The sequence below is a fragment of the Mesobacillus thioparans genome (assembly GCF_965138835.1).
Taxonomy (GTDB): Bacteria; Bacillota; Bacilli; order Bacillales; family Cytobacillaceae; genus Mesobacillus; species Mesobacillus thioparans.
This window is the reverse complement of the sequence record NZ_CBCSFH010000016.1, coordinates 11,535-31,912: the sequence shown is the minus strand read 5'-3', so window position 1 is coordinate 31,912 and position 20,378 is coordinate 11,535. Positions and strand designations below refer to the sequence as shown.

Annotated in this window: 19 protein-coding genes; 14 read left to right on the top strand and 5 right to left on the bottom strand. The window is 43.0% G+C overall.

What is annotated here, in order from left to right:
• Window positions 1–213 precede the first annotated feature (213 nt).
• From dinG to ACNAZ4_RS20240, 8 genes are all read left to right on the top strand, one after another.
• Complete coding sequence (dinG, locus tag ACNAZ4_RS20275; protein ID WP_415817529.1) at window positions 214–3,006, top strand: ATP-dependent DNA helicase DinG; 2,793 nt, start codon at window positions 214–216, stop codon at window positions 3,004–3,006.
• 166 nt (window positions 3,007–3,172) lie between these two features.
• Window positions 3,173–4,003 carry a ComEC/Rec2 family competence protein gene (locus ACNAZ4_RS20270; protein WP_415817527.1) on the top strand — a complete coding sequence of 277 codons (831 nt, stop codon included), beginning with the start codon at window positions 3,173–3,175 and terminating at the stop codon, window positions 4,001–4,003.
• Window positions 4,004–4,183: 180 nt separating this feature from the next.
• A complete protein-coding gene (locus tag ACNAZ4_RS20265; RefSeq protein WP_415817525.1) occupies window positions 4,184–4,354 on the top strand; it encodes a YpmA family protein in 171 nt (56 codons plus the stop codon).
• Window positions 4,355–4,431: 77 nt separating this feature from the next.
• Window positions 4,432–4,917: a cell wall elongation regulator TseB-like domain-containing protein gene (locus tag ACNAZ4_RS20260; RefSeq protein ID WP_415817523.1), complete on the top strand. Its 486-nt coding sequence runs from the start codon at window positions 4,432–4,434 to the stop codon at window positions 4,915–4,917.
• A gap of 254 nt (window positions 4,918–5,171) precedes the next feature.
• Complete coding sequence (locus ACNAZ4_RS20255; protein WP_415817663.1) at window positions 5,172–6,353, top strand: pyridoxal phosphate-dependent aminotransferase; 1,182 nt, start codon at window positions 5,172–5,174, stop codon at window positions 6,351–6,353.
• Window positions 6,354–6,564: 211 nt separating this feature from the next.
• Window positions 6,565–7,272, top strand: coding sequence for a DnaD domain-containing protein (locus ACNAZ4_RS20250; RefSeq protein WP_415817520.1), 708 nt, complete (start codon window positions 6,565–6,567; stop codon window positions 7,270–7,272).
• Between the two features lie 159 nt (window positions 7,273–7,431).
• Window positions 7,432–8,082: an endonuclease III gene (gene nth / locus ACNAZ4_RS20245; protein ID WP_415817518.1), complete on the top strand. Its 651-nt coding sequence runs from the start codon at window positions 7,432–7,434 to the stop codon at window positions 8,080–8,082.
• Between the two features lie 36 nt (window positions 8,083–8,118).
• Window positions 8,119–8,454 (top strand): YpoC family protein, encoded by a 336-nt coding sequence (locus tag ACNAZ4_RS20240; RefSeq protein WP_415817516.1) that lies wholly within the window; start codon window positions 8,119–8,121, stop codon window positions 8,452–8,454.
• 49 nt (window positions 8,455–8,503) lie between these two features.
• Here ACNAZ4_RS20240 and ACNAZ4_RS20235 read toward each other — a convergent pair whose 3' ends face one another.
• Both ACNAZ4_RS20235 and recU read right to left on the bottom strand, forming a co-directional pair.
• Entirely contained in the window at window positions 8,504–11,146 is a 2,643-nt protein-coding gene (locus ACNAZ4_RS20235) for a PBP1A family penicillin-binding protein (protein ID WP_415817514.1), read from the bottom strand.
• 32 nt (window positions 11,147–11,178) lie between these two features.
• On the bottom strand, window positions 11,179–11,796 hold the full coding sequence (recU, locus tag ACNAZ4_RS20230; RefSeq protein ID WP_415817512.1) for a Holliday junction resolvase RecU: 618 nt from the start codon (window positions 11,794–11,796) through the stop codon (window positions 11,179–11,181).
• A 123-nt stretch (window positions 11,797–11,919) separates the two neighbouring features.
• On the opposite strand from recU, the gene ACNAZ4_RS20225 reads away from it, so the two are divergent.
• The 3 genes from ACNAZ4_RS20225 to ACNAZ4_RS20215 all read left to right on the top strand — a co-directional run bounded on the left by ACNAZ4_RS20225 (window position 11,920) and on the right by ACNAZ4_RS20215 (window position 14,102).
• On the top strand, window positions 11,920–12,906 hold the full coding sequence (locus ACNAZ4_RS20225) for a DUF2515 domain-containing protein (protein ID WP_415817661.1): 987 nt from the start codon (window positions 11,920–11,922) through the stop codon (window positions 12,904–12,906).
• Window positions 12,907–13,315: 409 nt separating this feature from the next.
• Complete coding sequence (locus ACNAZ4_RS20220) at window positions 13,316–13,570, top strand: hypothetical protein (RefSeq protein WP_415817510.1); 255 nt, start codon at window positions 13,316–13,318, stop codon at window positions 13,568–13,570.
• A 160-nt stretch (window positions 13,571–13,730) separates the two neighbouring features.
• The gene (locus ACNAZ4_RS20215; protein WP_415817659.1) at window positions 13,731–14,102 is read left to right on the top strand and encodes a YppE family protein; all 372 of its coding nucleotides are present in this window, start codon (window positions 13,731–13,733) and stop codon (window positions 14,100–14,102) included.
• A gap of 74 nt (window positions 14,103–14,176) precedes the next feature.
• Here the strand turns inward: ACNAZ4_RS20215 and ACNAZ4_RS20210 are convergent, their stop codons facing one another.
• The gene (locus ACNAZ4_RS20210) at window positions 14,177–14,374 is read right to left on the bottom strand and encodes a YppF family protein (protein WP_415817508.1); all 198 of its coding nucleotides are present in this window, start codon (window positions 14,372–14,374) and stop codon (window positions 14,177–14,179) included.
• Window positions 14,375–14,566: 192 nt separating this feature from the next.
• Between ACNAZ4_RS20210 and ACNAZ4_RS20205 the strand changes: the two genes are divergently transcribed.
• Entirely contained in the window at window positions 14,567–15,112 is a 546-nt protein-coding gene (locus ACNAZ4_RS20205) for a YppG family protein (RefSeq protein WP_415817506.1), read from the top strand.
• 42 nt (window positions 15,113–15,154) lie between these two features.
• Here ACNAZ4_RS20205 and ACNAZ4_RS20200 read toward each other — a convergent pair whose 3' ends face one another.
• Window positions 15,155–15,625, bottom strand: coding sequence for an Hsp20/alpha crystallin family protein (locus tag ACNAZ4_RS20200; RefSeq protein ID WP_415817504.1), 471 nt, complete (start codon window positions 15,623–15,625; stop codon window positions 15,155–15,157).
• A gap of 224 nt (window positions 15,626–15,849) precedes the next feature.
• On the opposite strand from ACNAZ4_RS20200, the gene hcp reads away from it, so the two are divergent.
• Complete coding sequence (gene hcp / locus ACNAZ4_RS20195; protein WP_415817502.1) at window positions 15,850–17,151, top strand: hydroxylamine reductase; 1,302 nt, start codon at window positions 15,850–15,852, stop codon at window positions 17,149–17,151.
• 54 nt (window positions 17,152–17,205) lie between these two features.
• Here hcp and ACNAZ4_RS20190 read toward each other — a convergent pair whose 3' ends face one another.
• The gene (locus tag ACNAZ4_RS20190) at window positions 17,206–17,898 is read right to left on the bottom strand and encodes a Crp/Fnr family transcriptional regulator (RefSeq protein ID WP_415817500.1); all 693 of its coding nucleotides are present in this window, start codon (window positions 17,896–17,898) and stop codon (window positions 17,206–17,208) included.
• Between the two features lie 192 nt (window positions 17,899–18,090).
• Between ACNAZ4_RS20190 and ACNAZ4_RS20185 the strand changes: the two genes are divergently transcribed.
• The gene (locus tag ACNAZ4_RS20185; RefSeq protein WP_415817498.1) at window positions 18,091–20,367 is read left to right on the top strand and encodes a DEAD/DEAH box helicase; all 2,277 of its coding nucleotides are present in this window, start codon (window positions 18,091–18,093) and stop codon (window positions 20,365–20,367) included.
• Window positions 20,368–20,378 lie beyond the last annotated feature (11 nt).

Below are 20,378 nucleotides of genomic sequence, written 5' to 3'. Positions count from 1 at the left end.
TACTAGGATTAAGAGGGACAAGGTGGATTAAAGAAAGATTGTTTCCACGTTGTAAGTTGATAATCAAGAACATTAAACATTTTTAACTATTAAATACTGAAAGCAGCGAAGTTTGCCAAAGCAACTCCAGAAAAACACGTAAGCTCCTGCTTTCACTTTCATATTTTTTGTGATACGGTTTTGTTTGACTGAATGTTAGAGGTGTATTGAAAAATGAGCCAAAAATTTGTTGTGGTCGATTTAGAGACTACGGGTAATTCTCCAAAAAAAGGTGACCGGATTATACAGTTTGGAGCAGTTGTGGTTGAGCATGGCCGAATTACAGGCCGGTTCTCTTCTCTGGTCAATCCATTGCAGAAAATACCCGTTTTTATTGAAGAGCTGACAGGCATTTCTGATTCCATGGTTAAGGAAGCTCCATTATTCGAGGAAATCGCTCCACAGGTTTCTGACATGCTTGAAGATGCATATTTTGTGGCTCATAATGTATTATTCGACCTTTCCTTTCTCCAGGAAGAATTATTAAATGCAGGCCAGGAAGGTTTTTATGGTCCTGTTATAGATACAGTGGAAATGGCGAGGATTTTGTATCCGACTGCCGACAGCTTTAAATTGACAGACCTTGCAGCGAGAGAAGATCTTAAACACGACCGTCCTCATCAAGCAGATAGTGATGCCCAGGTGACAGCGGAGCTTCTGTTGATTATGCTGGATGCTGTTAAATCGCTTCCTGTCGTAACGATCAGAGAGCTGGCAAAGCTTTCAGAAGGACTGAAAAGCGATCTCCATTTGATATTTGATGACACTTTGAATATCAAGGAAAGCCGGATCGAGCATTTGCCAGAGCATCTTGAAGTTTTCCGTGGGATCGCCATAAGAAAGAGACCAATCATTGAAAATACCGGGTCCAAGCCCATTGAATATCCTGAAACACAGGAAGAGAAAAAAGCCCTGCTTCAAAAAGCTTTTAGCGATTATGAAATAAGGCAAGGGCAATTTGAGTTGATGGATCTTGTGTATGATTCTTTCCGCAAGAGCGGGCATGCATTGGTCGAGGCTGGTACCGGAGTTGGAAAGACACTTGGTTACTTGATCCCCGCCGCTGTATTTTCACTTGAAAGCAATCAACGTGTAGTCATCAGTACATATACCACCCAGCTGCAGGAGCAGCTGCTTACGAATGATGTCCCTAAACTGAACAAAGCACTTGGAGCAGCAATGAAAATATCGCTGATAAAAGGGAAGAACCACTATATCAGTATGGCACGCTTTGAGCAGTCTCTGAGGGAAATAGAAGAAAATTATGATACAGCCCTAACTAAGATGCAAATTCTTGTCTGGCTGACCCAGACAGAAACTGGTGACTATGACGAACTGAATTTGTCGAGTGGAGGAACACTTTACTGGAACAAAGTGAAGAATGAGCGTTCCATCTTCATCAAGACAAAGCACTGGGAGACATATGACTTTTATCAAAGGGCAATCGAAAAAGCGCAAAATGCTGATCTTCTGATTACCAATCATTCGATGCTTCTTGCCGACCTGGTGTCAGAAAAAGGACCTTTGCCGGATTATGAACATGTCGTCCTTGATGAAGGGCATCAATTCGAAAAGGCAGCTGGCAAGTATTTTGGCAAGACGCTTGATTATATGTCTGTCAGGCTGGTGCTGAATCAAATCGGTCTGTACGAACAAAATCAGCTGTTTTATAAGCTTGAATCCCTGCTGAACGATGGTAGTGTACTCAGTGCCGATCGGCATCATACCTTCGAGATCAATCAATTGATATCCGATTTGCTCTACGAGACTGAGGATCTTTTCAAGCTTGCAGGTTCCTATGCTAGGAAAGCGATGAAGAATAAAAATTCAGGGAGTAAAATCCATGCCAGCATGATTCCTGACAGGGAAAATCGTACATGGATGGCATTGCGCACAACTGCAGAAAGATTTTATTTCCATCTTAGGGATCTTGTCGAAGCCCTTGAAAAAAGACTTGAAGATGCACGTAAAAGGCCGGATCGTTTTTCAACAGGGCAGATGGCATTACTCGAGGAAGTAGTTCAAGTCAAGGAAGATCTAGAACAGATCCGCAGCACGGCAAAAAGCCTTTTCACAGATGAAAACAGATATGTACGGTGGATTGAAGCGGATACAAGGTCAATGCAAAATTCAACGACCATCTTTTCCCGTCCGGTCGATGTTTCCGAGTATCTTGAAGGACAATTTTTCTCAAAGAAGAGAAGTGTGGTCGTAACATCAGCCACTTTAGCTGTTAACCATTCATTCAGGTTCATAAAAAGGGAATTAGGATTGAAGCAAGTACTGGTTGAGAAGCAGATTCCATCACCTTTCTCCTACCGGACACAAGTGAAGCTCGTGGTCCCGGATGACTTGCCGGATATCAAATCTGTTTCTGATGATGACTATGTTGCCGCCATTACTGAACATATAATCTCGATTGCTGAAGCAACCAAGGGCAGGATGCTGATTTTGTTCACTTCAAATGAAATGCTGAAAAAGACATACAATCTGATCAAGGAAAGCGGACTTCTCGAGGATTTTGTTTTGATTGCCCAGGGGATTACTGGAGGCAGCCGGACCAGGTTGACCAGGAATTTCAAGCGTTTCGATAAAGCAATCCTGTTTGGAACGAGCAGCTTCTGGGAGGGTGTGGATATACCAGGTGAGGATCTTTCATGCTTGATCATCGTCCGGCTTCCTTTTTCACCTCCGAACGAACCGCTTACTGCTGCAAAATCCGGGTTGATAAAAGAGAATGGTGGAAACCCGTTTTCTGAGCTATCCTTGCCGGAGGCGATTCTTCGATTCAAGCAGGGTTTTGGAAGGCTGATTCGCACTTCCGATGATCGAGGCCTTATTTTTGTATTTGACAGGAGACTCGTAACAACAAAATACGGGGATGCCTTTTTAAGTTCAGTTGCTGACGTACCGGTCGAGGAAAAATCAATAACTGAAATTGTCGATTTGATTCACCGCTGGCTGTAATCGCTACATCAATATGATATAAGTCTTCATTCATCAGACATGAGGGTTGCCGAGTGGCAGGAACGAAAAATCAGTTGCACAATCACCGAGATAACTTTTTAAAAGTCTTTTTATATTTTCAGCTAAATGAAGCACTCTAAAGCTAGAAGTAATTGGAGGAGTGTATATGAAGCTGATATTGGCAATCCTTGCCTTCATGAATTGGTATTATATCCCTTACGAATCTCCTTCAGCTCCTGTCGAGGTGGAAGGGGTTGATGTCAATCTCAAAAGGGACGAACTGGCATTCACTTTTCTGGCTTTGAGTGATGGTGAGGCTGCGCTGGTCCAGTATGCTACTGGCGAGAATATCCTGGTGAACACAGGTGGAAAGGGCACGATGAAAGAGCTTGAAAGGCTTCTCGCGCTCTTTCACGTAAAAAATATCTCTACAGTGATCTTGACATCTGGTTCGGGAAAGGAAAACCTTGGTGAGGTTGTCCGGAAATACAATGCTGGCAAAATTGTGACTGGACAAGCAGGCGCAACTGCCCTAATTGATATGGACATTCCTGCAAGCGTAAAGGTGGAAAAATGGGAACGGGGCGATTTGCGCAAGCTTTTACCGGGTTTGACCGCAGAAGTTATCTTCGATGGAAGTGAAGAAACTGAGGGGACAGATATTTCTTTTCAATTTTTCCACCATCAGATTTTTTATATCACTTCCACAAGCCATCAATCGGAGCAGGCTTTCCTTGGTGAACCCTTAAAGAATGTCAATATCATTAAAATGCCCGCTTATGCGGCTAGAGGATCATTCTCAGATTTATTGATCGAGCATATGGATCCCCAATTAGCCATTATTTTTAAATCAAATGTGATAAAACCTGATCCGGATTTAGTTGAAATGCTCCATGAAGCCTGGATTGATGTTTATTTCACAAAACAACATGGTACTGTTACAATAAAGTTCACACAGTCGACTTATGATGTGATTACGATTATGGGCGAAGAATAAAAACTGCGCATAAACTGCGCAGTCATTTTTGATGTGTGGGATAGAAAATTTTTGTTTGATTATGTTCTTATCCTTACAGTGCAGACCATCTCCTGATATAATGAGTGGTGTTAATTGTATTGTTTGCAGCTTATTGCTGTTCTATAATTGTCAAAAAATGTGCAGGGAGAGAGTAACAGGATGGAAAGCAAAATTGAAATCATTTCCACGGTTAAGGTCCAAAACAGTCCGGATCTTTATAAAATAGTCGATGCCCTTAACAGGTCCTTGAAACGTGATGACCTTATGTTTGGTCTGGCTTTGGACCAGGAGGATAACGAGAAAGCAGTCTTTACCATTTACCGTACCTAATTAAAACAATATCTTTTATTTTGCCGTTTGTTCAATAGAAGAGCGGTGAAGTGAGCTTACATAAAGAAGGGATACATGTGAAAAAGTGGATTTTACTAAGTGTACTCTTTGTGGCAATCATCATGGGAATCCTGGTGAATGTTTACTTGAATGCGATAGAGCCAGTAAATGCAGCAGAAAACAAGGCTGTTGAAATTGCAGCGAAGGAAACGAACCTGTCTGATTTCACTGACTTCAACCTGTACAGTGGTGAGGAAACCTATTACGTCTTGACAGGGAAAAATGCAAAGCAGGAAGACGTTTATGTCTGGATCAATGAAAAAAATGGTGAATTGATCACGAGAAATGCCAAAAATGGAATCACGAAAAAAGAAGCTTTAAATAAACTATATCAGGAAAAGAATCCTGATGAAATCATCGCTGTAAGGCTTGGCATGGCCAGAATCCAAAAGACGGACAGGCCGGCCTGGGAAATTTATTACCGCAAGAACAGTGGAACCATCAATTATTATTATGTCGACTTTGAGACAGGTGAGAAACTGAGGGCGATTGATAATTTATAAGGCTCTTTTCTCAAACTTTGTTGCTATTGGCTACAAAATAGGATTGAATTACCTAAGATTGTTTTCACAATGCACGACTATTATGAGAAAAGAGCTTGCAAACTTAGTACCGAAACACACAATGGCTATTATCACGTTAAAATCGGCTTTAGGATTTTAACAACAATCTTTACGAAAACAGCCATTTATAAAGTGCCAACATCATGTTGAATTTTATGAAACACAATTTACTTATAGGAGGAAAAAGGATGGAGATTCAGTTAGCCGGCAGAGTGGGAGCACTCACACCTTCATCAACTTTGGCGATAACCGCTAAAGCAAAGGAATTGAAAGCACAGGGAAAAGATGTGATCGGACTTGGAGCAGGAGAGCCTGACTTCAATACACCACAGCATATTATCGATGCTGCCGTGAAATCCATGAATGAGGGATTCACAAAATATACTCCGTCAGGCGGGCTTCCTGAATTGAAGAAAGAAATCGCAGCGAAACTGAAAGCGGATCAAGACCTGGATTACAAGCAGAATGAAATCATTGTCACCAGCGGGGCCAAACATGCGCTGTATACCTTATTCCAAGTCCTTCTCGATGAAGGAGATGAGGTCATCATACCGATCCCATACTGGGTCAGCTATCCGGAGCAAGTGAAGCTGGCAGGAGGGAAACCTGTCTATGTAGAGGGTCTTGAACAGAACAATTTCAAGATTACACCAGCGCAACTGAAGGAAATGGTATCAGAAAAGACGAAGGCAGTCATCCTCAATTCACCAAGCAATCCTACGGGGATGGTTTATTCGAAAGATGAGTTGCAAGCTCTTGGGGATGTTTGTCTTGAAAAGGGAATCCTGATCATTTCAGATGAAATCTATGAAAAATTGATCTATGGAGATGCAGAACATATCTCGATCGCACAGCTTTCAGAAGAGTTGAAAAAGCAGACCATAATCATCAATGGTGTATCTAAGTCCCATTCAATGACAGGATGGAGAATAGGCTATGCAGCCGGCGACAGCAAAATCATCAAGGCCATGACCGACCTGGCAAGCCACAGCACCTCCAACCCGACGACTCCGGCACAATATGCGACAATCGCTGCATACTCCGGGTCGCAGGACGAGGTGGAAATGATGCGCTCGGCTTTTGAAGAAAGGCTTGAAGTCATTCACCTTAAATTGAATGAGATTCCAGGGATCAGCTGCATTAAGCCTCAGGGAGCATTTTATTTGTTCCCGAATGCTAAAGAAGCTGCACTGATGACAGGCTGCAAAGATGTCGATGAGTTTGCGGAAAAACTTCTGACTGAAGCGAATGTTGCGGTTGTACCAGGCTCTGGCTTTGGGGCTCCGGACTATATGCGCCTCTCATACGCCACATCACTCAGCCAGTTGGAAGAAGCAATCAGCCGAATTCATGACTTTGTTAATAGGCATGCATAATCTGCGGACGGAGAACTGTGAATCGGTTCTCCGTTTCTCTTAGCAGGTTTTAGGCCTTTTTATCCTGCTTTGTGAATGAAAGTGAAATGCCTGCAGCGTTAAATCTAAGTCACCTTTTCGATATTTTTCGACTAATTTCCCTTTTTAATCTTTTTCTATTTTATTACCAGCCGGGCTTGTTCATGCTATACTATGAAAAGAGGTGTCCGGAATGAAAAAAGCAGATATGTTAGATTGGCTGAAAGAAGGGAATGTTACAATTCCTGCAGTATTGCTTACGCAGTACAAAGAAATGAGATTGAGCGAACAAGAATTGGCATTATTACTCCATGTTTTCTATTTTTCCGAAAAAGGAAATGATTTTCCTACTCCCACTGAACTTGCAGCCCGAATGACGATATCCGCTTTCGAATGTACTGATTTGCTCCGAGCACTGATCCAGAGGGGGTTTATCTCCATTATCGATGGAAACTCCACAGAAGGAATCAGGTATGAAAAGTACTCCCTCGAGCCGTTGTGGGACAAGCTGTTTGACCAGTTCATGCTTAAACGTAAGCAGGAAAAAGAGCTTATGGAGCAGAAGGAAGAAACAGATTTATATACCGCGTTCGAAAGAGAATTCGGCCGGCCTTTATCGCCGTTTGAATGTGAATCCCTCGCCATGTGGATGGATGATGACCACCATGACCCGATTATCATAAAAGCAGCATTGAGAGAAGCTGTGATATCAGGAAAATTGAATTTTCGGTACATAGACCGGATTCTTTTTGAATGGAAAAAGAATGGAATCAAAACAATCGAACAGGCTAAAAGTTATGGAAGGAAATTCAGGCAGCATCAGAGCACGCAAAGGGCAGGGAAGGAAGAGCCTAAAGTTTCCGCCAACCCAGTACCTTTTTATAACTGGCTTGAACAGTAATCGTTCAGAGAGAATACAATCATTCTCTCTTTTTTCATTTCATTATCTTTATCGGGGCTGGTTACGACATGGTTCCGTTTCGTAATGTGAGAGCAGCAAAGTATGCGAAAAACCTAAAGCAAAGTAAGCTAGCAAAATTTGAAATGTGGTGAAGGAATCATGTTAAATAAACAGCAAATTAGGTTCTGTCTGGATGAAATGGGAAGGATGTTTCCGAATGCACACTGTGAGCTTGTCCACTCGAATCCATTTGAACTTGTAATTGCGGTTGCATTGTCAGCTCAATGCACCGATGCGCTAGTCAATAAAGTGACGAAGAACTTGTTTCAAAAATATAAAACTCCTGAGGATTTTTTGGCCGTGTCATTGGAGGAACTGCAGCAGGATATCCGCTCGATTGGTCTTTATCGTAATAAAGCGAAGAATATCCAAAATCTATGCAAGCTGCTTATCGATGACTATGGTGGAGTAGTGCCTGCAGACAGGGATGAATTGACAAAGTTTCCTGGTGTAGGCCGGAAAACAGCTAACGTCGTTGTTTCTGTTGCCTTCGGAGTTCCCGCCATTGCAGTGGATACCCATGTCGAGCGAGTCAGTAAACGGCTTGCTTTTTGCCGTTGGAAGGATTCGGTACTTGAGGTCGAGAAGACGTTGATGAGGAAAATTCCTGAAGAGGAATGGTCAATCACTCATCACCGGATGATTTTCTTTGGCCGCTATCATTGTAAGGCGCAGAATCCCAAATGTGAAACCTGTCCACTGCTTGATGTTTGCAGAGAGGGCAAAAAAAGGATGAAGGACAAATTGTAGGAAAAACACTATTTTCATTGGGAGAGGAATGCTGTAATGGAAAAGATCCTCAGTGAATGGAATCAATACAATAAAGAACTAAGCCTTCATTTTACTAACAGGGATCGTGACCGGGCACTTCCGGTAATGAGGAATGCAATTGAGTTATTCAAACAGTTTCTTTTCGAGTCGAATGGATTGGATCAAGACTCCAATCGCATTGAGGATTGTAAACTTAAGCCTGTGAATGTCCGTGAAAGATTGGAGTTTGTTTCGTCGATGCCTGCGCTATTCCAATCCTATAAGCAACTGGCAGAATTATTCGCTGAACAGGAAAAACAATATGCCAGAAAGGCAGCTTTAATACAGGTAAAAAATAAACGCCCTGACTGATTAGGGCGTTTATTTTTATTATTTTTTAACTAATGGAAAGGGGAGAAGGTTAATTGCCGTCTCCATTGCCATTGCCGCCACTGTCGTTGCTGCTTCCAGTTCCGGTGCCATCGCCAGTGCCATCGCCAGTGCCTTCCCCAGTGCCATCACCAGTGCCTTCCCCAGTGCCATCGCCGGTAATATCCCCGGTGCCATCACCGTTACCTTCGCCGTTTCCGTTTCCGTTGTTATTGCCATTACCATTACCATTTCCGTTCCCAGTTCCGTTCCCATTGCCACTCCCGTTATCATTTCCATTGTCGCCTTCTTCAACGTCACCGTCATCAGGCAATGAGAAATCTGGAACTTCAATTTTAAGCGTAGCTGGATCGGAAGTCTGGTCACCACGGACCGCAGTTACTTTAAAGGAATAGATTCCGCCTGGAACCGCGTTGGCGATTTTTACGCCGGTATCCGTTGTTTTCGTCAATTCCTGCTCAGGGCCTTCATCAAGGGAGGCGCTGACCACGAATTGGACATCTTCCTTATTTTCCTGTTTGAATTCCCATGTCAGGATGATTTCATTTTTTACTTCATCATACGCGGCTTTAAGCTTTGAAGGAGCTTCAAGCTTTTCGAATTTCTTGGATGTTTCCTTAGGCACATTTCCTTTAACTGCCCACTCATAAAGAATCTGATCCTTTGGAGTATATTCACTGGCAAGCTTGGCAGGCATCGTGCCTTTTTCAATTTTAACTCTTTCAACACTCTTAGGAACAGTGAAATCTGGTGTATCGACGTCTTTAGATACATAGGTCATCAGATCCTTGAATAACATCTGTGATATTTTTTGTTCTGTACCGTAAAGTGCTGTTTTACGATTACTGTAGCCGGTCCAGACAGATGCAGTATACCTTGTTGAATACCCGACAAACCAGGAATCTGGCACTCCGCCTTCTTTGATTCCAAATTTATCGATATCCTCTTGCGTGTAATTCGTTGTCCCTGTTTTACCGGCAACATGAAGGTTGGAGATATTGGCGTATGTTGCACCAGTTCCTTGAGTTATTGCCGTTTTCAACATATCGGAAATCATGAAGGCTGTATAATCCTTCATGACCACTTCGGTCTCAGGTGTCAAATCAATTTCTGTCTTGTCACGAAGGACGATCTTTTTGACTGAATATGGCTTTGTGTAGAATCCATTGTTACCAAAGGCTGCATATGCACCAGCCATCTCAATTGGAGCTATTTCTTTGGAACCAATTGATGCTGATTCATAGAAAGGATCATCCAGTGTCAATCCAAGATTGGTGCCGAATTCCCTTGCTTTTTCAAGACCAACAGCCTGGAATGCCTGTAGGGCAGGGATGTTGATAGACTTTGCCAGGGCCATTCTCATTGTCATGACGCCGTTATACTTGTTGTTCCAGTTCCTGATCGGGTCACCCGTTGAATAGGTTATAGGTTTATCTTCAAGCATGTGGTAGGTACCCCAGTGCAAATACTCTATCGCAGGACCATAGTCTAGGATAGGCTTGATTGTTGAACCTGGCTGCCTTTTTACATCAATAGCGTAATTCAGGCCGCGTTTGACCTGTTGGTTACGGCCGCCGCCAATCGCACGAATTTCCCCGGTTTTTGTATCGAGAAGGGTGATGCCTGCCTGCATTTCATCATTAGGGAATTGAACGGCAGCATCCGTGTTGAGGATATTCTCAACATGCGTCTGGGCGTTTTGATCAAGTGTAGTATAAATCTCTAGACCATCGGAAAAAATATCAAAATCGGTTTTGTCTGTTACTTCCTCAATGACCATATCGACAAATGCATCGAAAGGCTCTTCGTCCTTGCTCTTCCTGTTTTCTTCCTTGACGAGACTGGATTCCACAGGAATCTTTTGTGCTTTTTCCATTTCTTCCTTTGAGATGATCCCATGCTGGTGCATCAGGGATAAGACAATATTCCTGCGCTTTTCTGCTTTTTCTGGATTCGTAAAAGGATTGTAGTTATTCGGACTTTGAGGCATTCCTGCGAGCAGAGCTGCTTCATGAAGCTCAAGCTGATCCAAATCCTTGCCAAAATATGTCCTTGAAGCGGTCAGGACACCATGCATATTTTCAGACATATAAATTTTGTTCACGTACATCTCAAAAATTTGATGTTTCGTATATTTCTGTTCAAGCTGGTAGGCCAGCCATGCTTCCTGTGCTTTCCTGGAGATTGTTTTTTCAAAGCCCAGGAAATAGTTTTTTACGACCTGCTGTGTGATGGTGGAAGCACCCTCAGATCCAAATCCATTCGTTACATTGGCAATAACTGCTCCGCCAAGACGGATGACATCGATACCATTATGTTTGTAGAACCTTACATCTTCAGTTGCCAAAAAGGCGTTTTCCACTAGTTTGGGTATATCCTCATATGCAACATAATCCCTGTTCTGTGAGCCTACTTCAGTTACAAGTTTCTTGTCTTTATCATAGATTTTTGATGAGATCGGGTCTTTGAGCAATGACTCATCAAGCTTTGGTGTATCCTGTACCATGAATGCAAATGTAGCGATACCAGTCAGCATGCCAATGATACCAAGGGCGATAAGCGTGAGGAAAATTTTCTTGAACATTCCTTTTTTTGCTTTCTTGCCTTTCGGCTTCTTTTTCCCGGCTGCATGCTGTCTGCGTCGCTCCTCTCTTGTTTGAGGTTTTTGTGCCATGTATAGTTCCTTCCTTTCTCGCAATAGAAAAACTAACTAAGTTTATAAAGATAATCGATTACCTTGATATAGTCAATCCTCGGGTGAAAGCCAAGCGGGATTTTATGGCCGCATTCGATGACTTCTTCCTTTGTGATCGACTTTCTGCCGCCAGAGATCATTCTCTCCCAAAATGAAAGCAAATAGCTTGCTTCAAGCAGGTAGATCTCCTCCTCGGTCGAGAACCGGAGGATGACAAAACAGATTCCTCCTTGCTCAAGTACGGCTTTCATATGGACGATTTGGTGCTCATGAAAGTTCTTTAATGGAAAAGATGTGGAAAACTTCGTCTCCTTTGCTTCAAAATCAATGTATTTCCCTTTATATACACCATTATAGTCTGTAGTAGAAGCTTGTTTAAAGTATGCCTCTTTGATGACCGCTGCACTCCTTCGCGGATAATCCACATTCACAATCTGGACGGGCGTAGGCTTTTTATGGATAACCGCAATGTTCCGGTCAAGATAGAAGGAGTTTGAATCATTGAGGTCCTCCTCCAGTGTCATCCCTCTGTTGCTATAAGCAGCATTCTTCTGTTTTTTGATTTTTGGTGCTGCCTCTATTTTTGCAGCAGGAATATACTTTTTTCCGTTTGGATAATTGAATACCAAGCTGACCACCTCGCAGACTACTCTATATCATACCAAATTTAAACCTCTTTTGGTTGAATAAAAAGCCCCATTTCACTTCACTCTAAGAACATCCTAAAGAAAAGGAAGAGAAACGGTGTGTCAATGACCCATAATCCTCAATTTTATCAACTGCCAGATGGAGAAGCAGAGCTGATTCAAAAGATCAGGATTGAAACGGCAAGCAAGAACCTGGACAATATTTCAAGAACACAAACCTATCTGGACTTCTATCTGGAATATCCCGAGATGATTTGGGCCTTCCTTGCAAGTATGGTATCCCGGAATGGAGGCTATAACATGTGTGACCTGGAGGGCGACTGGTTTCCAAACATGCTTGCCCCTGCCATCCGCAAACGATTATTCCTCACATACGAAAGGGCAAATTGGCTGATTTTTCGCGATGCCTACGCTCAGCTTCTTTTGTACTCTTATTCGACGAAAAAAAGCACACCAATGTTTCATTTGCTGAAATTCCTTGATGTTTCAACCTTCATGGAAAAAGAGTGGCAGGAATTTTGGGAGAATGGAGATAAAAGAAGGTTGTTGACGGCACTGATTATCAATGAACAAAATGTGATACAGGAACCGGTGATGTTGGAGCCTGTTTATAAAAAAAGAGTTTTCAATACTTTCATGTTTTCTTTTGAAGATCATCTGCATTTCAGTACGGTCCTCTTTCCTACATGTGAGGGCGAGCTGTACGGTGCAAGCGTGAATGGCTTCAAATCGGTAACCAAAAGGATCAATCTGGGTAAACGGCTGGCGTCCGTGCTATTTGACCCTCGTCTTTACCCATCATTCCTCGAATTCGCGGTCAATACAGAACATACGGCTTCCAGACGTGATTATGAAAAATATTTCCCGATTCCCAAAAGGAGGGACACGCCATTTCTAAGGTGTACCTATCCAATCATCCACCACCACTACCGCCATCAGGGAGATTGGTATAAGCAGCGAAAGTTTCGCCAGGAGTGGTTCAGTTCCCATACAAATCACCGGCATCCTATTCATTTGACAAAATGGTATAAGAAAAAACAGAAACAGTTGCATGCCTTGATTAAGGTTAAAAATCTATTTACATCAGATTGATGCGGGCAAAACAAAAAAGCAAGGAATTTCCTTGCTTTTTGTTCATCATTCAGCCGGGCGGTTAGGTCCTTCAAGCTTTTTATCGCCATACCCAGCTTTTTTATCTGCCATTTTATTAGGCTGCTGCGCGGTTTTACGTTGTTTTTTATTCATCTGAACACCTCCCGAACTTAGTTTGTTCATTTGTTGGCTTTTCATACGATTAGTCCATGTCGAAGAGTGTAAGGATTGCTGCCGAAAAACACTTTGTTTGGCGAATCCCTTCTAGTTTTGTCAACGATGAAGGAGGTTGCAGCCCGGAATAGAATGTTACAGTAAAGAGACTGGAAATCCATTAGAAAAGATTCGTTGTCCTGTCATCGGGGTTCATTCTGCCAGACCTTAAAATACCAAGTTAGGAGAGATGATCATGAAACCAGGAATCGAAAGAGAAGAGTTTTTAGGGATGTTGACTGAAATGGCCCATTGCCTTGAAGAAACAGAGATGAACTTACATGAATCTTTGGTGGGAGTCCGAGAAAAGATGTACATTGCCCATTCAGCGCATTTGGAAAAAACAAGCCTCCTTTTGGACAGGATGGAAGGGAAATTCCCACTAGGCTTGAATACCTCTATACAATCTAACAACGAGCATGCCTCTTTGAAGCTTGAAATGAGTTTTTAATATATAATAGAATAGATTCAACATGAAGCAGCTTTTTACACTGAAAGCTGTTTTTTGTTTTTTATATAAGCAAGATCTCCACCGGAAAAGAAAAGATGAAAATAGCAGCGGACTGGCTGCATCATAAAATAGACCACGAGAAAGTGTGATAAATTTGGAAATGGACCAAAAACTTATAGGATTATCTGAAGGGCTGCTGGAGAACCTCGAGTTTGCTCATAAGCGATTCCAGTATTCAAAGGAAAAGGGAGTTAGGGGAGATTTCCATGAAGAAGTAAAACCTTTTGCTGATCAGGTCAAGGGGGCAACGGATTCCTGGAGGGAAGCTGCTTCAAATTGGGTTGGCGAGAACCGGCCGAAAAACCTTCATGTTAACCAGATTGAAACAGCAGCAGACTATCTGGAAGTCCTATCTGTACATGCATTTTTTCCCGAAACAAGCAAAAAACGATTCCTTGATCAAATACAGTCAGTGGAATACATCCTTAATAGCCTGATTCTTGCTATTCAGCAAACAGGCGGCCAGAAATAAAGAAGCACCAGAGCATTGGACTGCAACTCCTCTATATTGGGGGTGGAGTCCAGGCATTCTGGTGCTTCAACTGTTTAGATTGTCATTTCTTTCTGATCCTCGGGAATGAAAGCTCCTTGCAATTCCAGCTCACGAACAAGATTCCGGTATTCCAGAATGGTGATTTCATTCTGAATATACGACTTTTTGGTAAAATCGAGCAATTCATTTACATGTTCCGGAGTGTATTCTTTTGTCTCGGCAAATAGATTTTTTAGTTCGTGAACGTTCATTTTTCATCCTCCTTCATCATTTGAATCCATACTATCATGAAAATGGAAGGGTCATTTATTTTTCAAAAATTGAAACTTCCGACAACATCTTTCATTCTTAGACAAAACCGGAAGCCATTTCCATGCCTTTCACCCATTGGGCGGTTTGATCATATACTATCGTAATGAATTTACCGGAGGAGGATGTTCGCCATGTTTGGCCGCAGGAATAAGACGAATGCCTATCAGCCACAATGGTGGGTGGATCAATACACTCAGGACCCTTACTTATATTATGGGAATTATCAACATTTGAACCGGCAGCAACCGATCCCTCAACAATATAATGCGCCATATTGGAATGCCATGCCGGGGAACTGGCAAAACCAATATTCTCCGCAGGGATACCCTGTGAATCCATATATGCAGGGGAATCCACAGTGGAATCAGGCTTACCCAGTTGCTGACAGCAAAAATAATTACACGAAAATGCTCTTTCAAAATCCGCTAGAACCTGAGGATGACCCTATTTATGGATACTATAACCCGCAGGCTGATTATCAGAATTACAACCCATATCCCCAAAATGCCTTCATGCCAAAGCAGCCATCAGGCGTGCAGTCGATCATGAATTCGTTCAAAAGCCAGGATGGCAACCTTGATATTAATAAGATGGTTGATACGGCAGGACAGATGATGAATGCGGTGACACAGGTATCTTCGCTGGTCAAGGGACTCGGCGGAATGTTTAAAGTCTAAAAAAACAAGCAGGCGATTAAGCCTGCTTGTTTGCGTTATTTTCTATTCATCAATGAAAATATCAATCTTTTTGCCCTGCTTTTTAGCGATTTTGATTTCAAGCAATCCATTTCGATAGGATGCTCGCACCTTTTTATCATTAATAGGGTGGGCAAAGGGAACTGTCCGGCTGTATTGCCTGGAAGAGGCCATATGCATTTCCGTTTTTTCGATATCGTTTATTTCGGAAACCATTTCGGTTTTGTTTACAAGGATCGTTAGCGAATTATTGATGACATCAATCGAGATATCTTCCTTCTTGATCCCAGGCAATTCTGCTGTCACCACATATTCATTAACATTTTCATTTACACGGACACTGAAGGAAGACTGGGGAAAGGGTTGCCTGAAAAAATCATCAATGCTTTGCAGGAAACCTTTGACAGGCTTCTCCTGCATCAGCTGGTTCATTGATTTGAACCACTGTTCGAGAGTTTCATGTTTTTTTGGGCGATCAGGATGGTTGGTTGCCATCTTCTCATATCCTCCTCTGCAAAAATACTTATAATAGTCTATGTAGTATGGAATGTCCCTGTTCAAGATGAGGGTATCTTTCAAATATTTGCACTTTCAACAGTTCGCCGTACTTTTTTGAACACTTTGTGAAAAATGCCTTTAGTGTGATTTAGGTCACATAACCATTTTTTCAACCTCTGTATGCTGAAACAGTAAATAAAGCAGAAAAGGGGAATACACATATGTTTTGTTACCAATGTGAACAAACGCCAACAGGAGGATGTAAAGTTGTTGGTGTATGCGGAAAAGATGAAACAATCGCAAGTCTCCAGGATACAATCATTTTTGCACTGAAAGGCATTGCAGCCTATAGAACCCATGCGAATCAGCTTGGATTCACGGATCCGTTCGTAGATGCAACTACACACGAAGCATTATATATGACGTTGACTAATTCAAACTTCAATGTCCAGGAACATATTGATATGGCGATGAAGGTTGGCCAATCAGCTGTTCGCGTGATGGAAATGCTTGATGAGGCGCACACTAGCCGTCTTGGCATCCCTCAGCCTGTAAAGGTAAGCCAGAACAAGATAGAAGGCAAAGCGATTGTTGTTACGGGGCATAACCTGTTCGCGCTTGAGGAATTGTTGAAGCAAACAGAAGGCAAAGGTATCAATATTTACACGCACTCTGAGATGCTCCCTGCTCACGGATATCCAGCATTGAAAAAATATCCGCATCTTAAGGGTAATATCGGGAAGGCATGGTTCGACCAGCGCCGCCTGTTTGAAAAATTCCCTGGCGCAATCCTGGCAACGACTAACTGCGTGATGCCAATCAAGGGTTCCTATGCAGACCGTATGTTTACATACGAAGTTGCCGGTCTTGAAAATGTAAGAAAAATTGAAAATGATGATTTCTCCATGCTGATCGAAAGAGCATTGGAGCTTCCAGAGGCTAACATGGAATCGGAAGAAACATTGGTGACTGGCTTCCATCACGAAACAGTGATTGGTCTGGCTCCTGAAGTCATAGAAGCAAGCAAATCAGGAAAAATCAAGCGTTTCTTCGTCATTGCCGGTTGTGATGCACCTGGAAAAGGCGGAGAATACTACCGCGAGCTTGCAACATCCCTTCCTCCAGAAGCAGTCATCCTGACAACTTCTTGCGGCAAGTTCCGTTTCAATGATGTCGATTATGGGGTAGTGCCTGGAACGAACATCCCTCGATATCTGGATCTGGGACAGTGCAATAACTCCGTATCTACGGTTAAAATTGCCAAGGCACTTGCTGATGCTTTTGAATGTGATGTAAACGAATTGCCGGTGAGTATTGTCCTTTCGTGGTTCGAGCAAAAAGCGGTCGCAATCCTGCTTGGACTTTTCAGCCTTGGAATCCAGGACATCCGCATCGGGCCAAAGCCGCCTGAATTCATTTCCAATGGCGTAATGGAGGTTCTGCAGGAAACCTTCAACCTGAAGCTGATCACATCTGCCCAGGAAGACTTGGAAACAATGATGGGTCTAAGCAAGACAGAATGACAGATTTAACGCCCGGGGCTAACTGCCTCGGGCGTTTTCATGCAGGTGAACTTATTAGACTAGCTCGTCCAGCAATACATCAGGATCCAAGATCAAATTTCCGGCTGCATCAGTGGAAATAAGATTGTCTTTTTTCATTTTGGTCAGCGTCCTGCTGACCGTTTCCCTGGTAGTGCCAATCATATTGGCCAGGTCCTTGTTCGTGAAATCCGTCTTTAACAAAACAGTGCCATTTTCCTGCTTGTCTCCGTGAAGCTCACCCATTCTTATCAAAAGCTTGATGATTTGTTCATAGGTGTTATTAAGGATTTGGGCTTCAAGTCTTTCCTGGAGGTCAACGATTTTCTCGCCAAGCACCTTGAATACCTTGATGCTTAAATGAGGGTTATCGACCAGTACCTTTTCGAATTGTGAAATTGGGACAACGACAAGGCTTGCTTCCTCCAATACCTCGGAATACCCTGGATAACCGCCCTTCCTGAAAAAGCCTACATGAGGGAACATTTCACCTTTCTTAAGGATGGCGACGATTTGTTCCCGGCCGTTGGCATCACTTTTATAGACTTTCACCTTGCCTTCATTGATGAAGTAAACATTTTCCAGCGGGTCACCCTGCATGAAGATATGGCTATGTTTCTTCCATTGCCGCGAAATGGATATATCGACAATCTTTTCTAATTCATGGTCCTCAAGGTCCCTGAACAATGAGAATTTTGCCAGAACATTTTTTATTTCATTCTTATCCAAAAGAAACACCTCTATATAAGCTGTAGTCCATTCTATTATTTTAGCAAAACGGGACTGTAAATAACATAAGGGATTTTCACAGCCGGACAGTGGATGGAAACGTGAATGCCAAAAACTAGCAGTCTGGTCACAATAATTTTTCTTTTGTAACGAACATTTATTCGCTAAAATAAAGTTAACGAGGTGAACGCGATGAAATTCAGGAAAAACATGCAAGAGATTTTGCAAGATTTAAAGGTTAGTGAATCGGTAAAGAAAAATATTGTCCACTGGCACACGATTGAGGAGAAAGAAGCCAGGACGGAAGACATGCCGGAAAATTTAAGCGGGATCCTGGAAAATGCGCTCCAAAGGCGCGGGATATCCCGATTATATACACACCAGAAATCATCTTACGAACAAATCATGAGAGGACAAAGCATCGTTGCTGTCACACCGACAGCTTCGGGAAAAACGCTGTGCTATAATCTGCCCGTCCTGCAGTCAATCATCGATGATCCGAATGCAAGGGCTCTATACATGTTCCCGACAAAAGCTCTGGCACAGGACCAAAAGAGTGAAATCAATGAATTGATCCAGGAGGCTGAACTTTCGATTAATAGCTATACATATGATGGCGACACACCAGCCAATATCCGTCAGAAGGTGAGAAGGGCAGGACACATCGTCATTACGAACCCGGATATGCTCCATTCAGCAATCCTGCCGCATCATACGAAATGGGTCTCACTTTTTGAGAATCTTAAGTATGTGGTCATCGATGAACTGCATATTTACAGAGGAGTTTTTGGCAGCCATGTGGCAAATGTCATCAGGAGGCTGAAAAGGATCTGCAAATATTATGGCAGCGACCCTGTTTTTATCTGTACATCCGCGACCATAGCCAACCCGTTGGAACTGGCAGAAGGCTTGACGGAAAAAGAGATGGTTTTAATCGACAATAATGGAGCGCCTTCAGGAAAGAAGCACTTTTTATTCTATAATCCGCCAGTTGTCAATATCCCGCTGAATGTCAGGAGGAGTGCGACACTTGAAACGAGAAAACTTGCGGGAGAATTCCTGAAGAACCGGATCCAGACCATCGTCTTTGCGAGAAGCAGGGTGAGGGTGGAAATCCTGCTTACCTACCTTCAGGAGCTGGTCAAGCATAAGCTTGGCCCAAAGGCCATCAGGGGATACAGGGGCGGCTATCTGCCTACCGAAAGGCGTGAGATAGAAAAAGGTCTGCGTTCCGGCGAGATTTATGGTGTTGTCAGCACCAATGCGCTTGAACTGGGGGTCGATATCGGACAGCTTCAGGTATGTATCATGAACGGATATCCGGGTACGATCGCAAGTGCCTGGCAGCAGGCAGGCCGGGCGGGCAGGCGGCACGGGGAGTCCGTGGTCATCATGGTGGCAAGTTCAAGCCCGCTGGATCAGTATGTCATCCAAAATCCCGATTACTTCTTCAATCGCAGTCCAGAGACAGCGAGAATCAACCCAGACAACTTGATTATCCTGATCGATCACATCAAGTGTGCGTCTTATGAATTGCCATTTAAAAAAGGGGATACTTTCGGAGCGGCGGAAATTGAAGAAATCCTTGAATATTTGACAGAGGAGAGAATCCTTCATCAGAATGGCGATAAATGGTATTGGATGAATGACGCCTTTCCTGCCCATAACATAAGTCTCCGCTCGGCGTCACAGGAAAATGTCGTGATCATCGACCAAACAGATGTTGCAAATGTTAGGGTAATCGGCGAGATGGATACATTCTCTGCCATGACATTATTGCATGAAGAAGCGATCTATCTTCATCAGGGAATACAATTTCAGGTGGAGAAGCTTGATTGGGAAGAAAAGAAGGCGTTTGTGCGTGAAGTCGATGTCGATTATTTTACCGATGCCAACCTCGCCGTCCAGCTCAGTGTTCTGGAGGAAGATAAACACAGGGGCAATGAAGAAACAGAAATCGGTTATGGAGATGTAAGCGTAAGGGCTATGGCCACAATCTTCAAGAAAATCCGATTTGAGACGCATGAAAATATAGGGTCGGGGCCGATTTTTCTTCCGGAAGAAGAGCTGCATACTAGCTCAGCCTGGATTTCCCTGAATAAAGAGCTTTCCGAGTTTGCTGATGACCGCCTGGAGGAAGGGTTGATCGGTACATCCCAGGCCCTGAAGCATATCGCTCCATTATTCGTGATGTGCGACCCATCTGATGTCCATGTCGTCCCGCAGGTGAAGGCGGCGCATAATGAAAAGCCAACGATTTTCTTTTATGACCGTTATCCAGGCGGAATAGGCCTGAGTGAAAAAATTTATTCAGGGATCGAGGAAATCTTGAATCAGACGAAACAAATGGTCCTTAACTGCCAGTGCTCAGATGGATGCCCATCATGTATCGGGACGGATACAACATCAATCCATTCAAAAAAAGATGTGGTGAAACTGCTGAATCTTTTCCTTGAAGCCGCAATATAGGAAGGAGGGGG

What these genes read in the sequence shown, in the direction of transcription:
- ACNAZ4_RS20215 (WP_415817659.1), top strand. Translation starts at nt 13,731, where the DNA reads ATGGACCAAAAACTTATAGGATTATCTGAAGGGCTGCTGGAGAACCTC.
- hcp (WP_415817502.1), top strand. Translation starts at nt 15,850, where the DNA reads ATGTTTTGTTACCAATGTGAACAAACGCCAACAGGAGGATGTAAAGTT.
- ACNAZ4_RS20225 (WP_415817661.1), top strand. Translation starts at nt 11,920, where the DNA reads ATGACCCATAATCCTCAATTTTATCAACTGCCAGATGGAGAAGCAGAG.
- ACNAZ4_RS20270 (WP_415817527.1), top strand. Translation starts at nt 3,173, where the DNA reads ATGAAGCTGATATTGGCAATCCTTGCCTTCATGAATTGGTATTATATC.
- ACNAZ4_RS20265 (WP_415817525.1), top strand. Translation starts at nt 4,184, where the DNA reads ATGGAAAGCAAAATTGAAATCATTTCCACGGTTAAGGTCCAAAACAGT.
- ACNAZ4_RS20235 (WP_415817514.1), bottom strand. Translation starts at nt 11,146, where the DNA reads ATGGCACAAAAACCTCAAACAAGAGAGGAGCGACGCAGACAGCATGCA.
- ACNAZ4_RS20205 (WP_415817506.1), top strand. Translation starts at nt 14,567, where the DNA reads ATGTTTGGCCGCAGGAATAAGACGAATGCCTATCAGCCACAATGGTGG.
- ACNAZ4_RS20250 (WP_415817520.1), top strand. Translation starts at nt 6,565, where the DNA reads ATGAAAAAAGCAGATATGTTAGATTGGCTGAAAGAAGGGAATGTTACA.
- ACNAZ4_RS20185 (WP_415817498.1), top strand. Translation starts at nt 18,091, where the DNA reads ATGAAATTCAGGAAAAACATGCAAGAGATTTTGCAAGATTTAAAGGTT.
- nth (WP_415817518.1), top strand. Translation starts at nt 7,432, where the DNA reads ATGTTAAATAAACAGCAAATTAGGTTCTGTCTGGATGAAATGGGAAGG.
- ACNAZ4_RS20240 (WP_415817516.1), top strand. Translation starts at nt 8,119, where the DNA reads ATGGAAAAGATCCTCAGTGAATGGAATCAATACAATAAAGAACTAAGC.
- ACNAZ4_RS20220 (WP_415817510.1), top strand. Translation starts at nt 13,316, where the DNA reads ATGAAACCAGGAATCGAAAGAGAAGAGTTTTTAGGGATGTTGACTGAA.
- dinG (WP_415817529.1), top strand. Translation starts at nt 214, where the DNA reads ATGAGCCAAAAATTTGTTGTGGTCGATTTAGAGACTACGGGTAATTCT.
- ACNAZ4_RS20210 (WP_415817508.1), bottom strand. Translation starts at nt 14,374, where the DNA reads ATGAACGTTCACGAACTAAAAAATCTATTTGCCGAGACAAAAGAATAC.
- ACNAZ4_RS20200 (WP_415817504.1), bottom strand. Translation starts at nt 15,625, where the DNA reads ATGGCAACCAACCATCCTGATCGCCCAAAAAAACATGAAACTCTCGAA.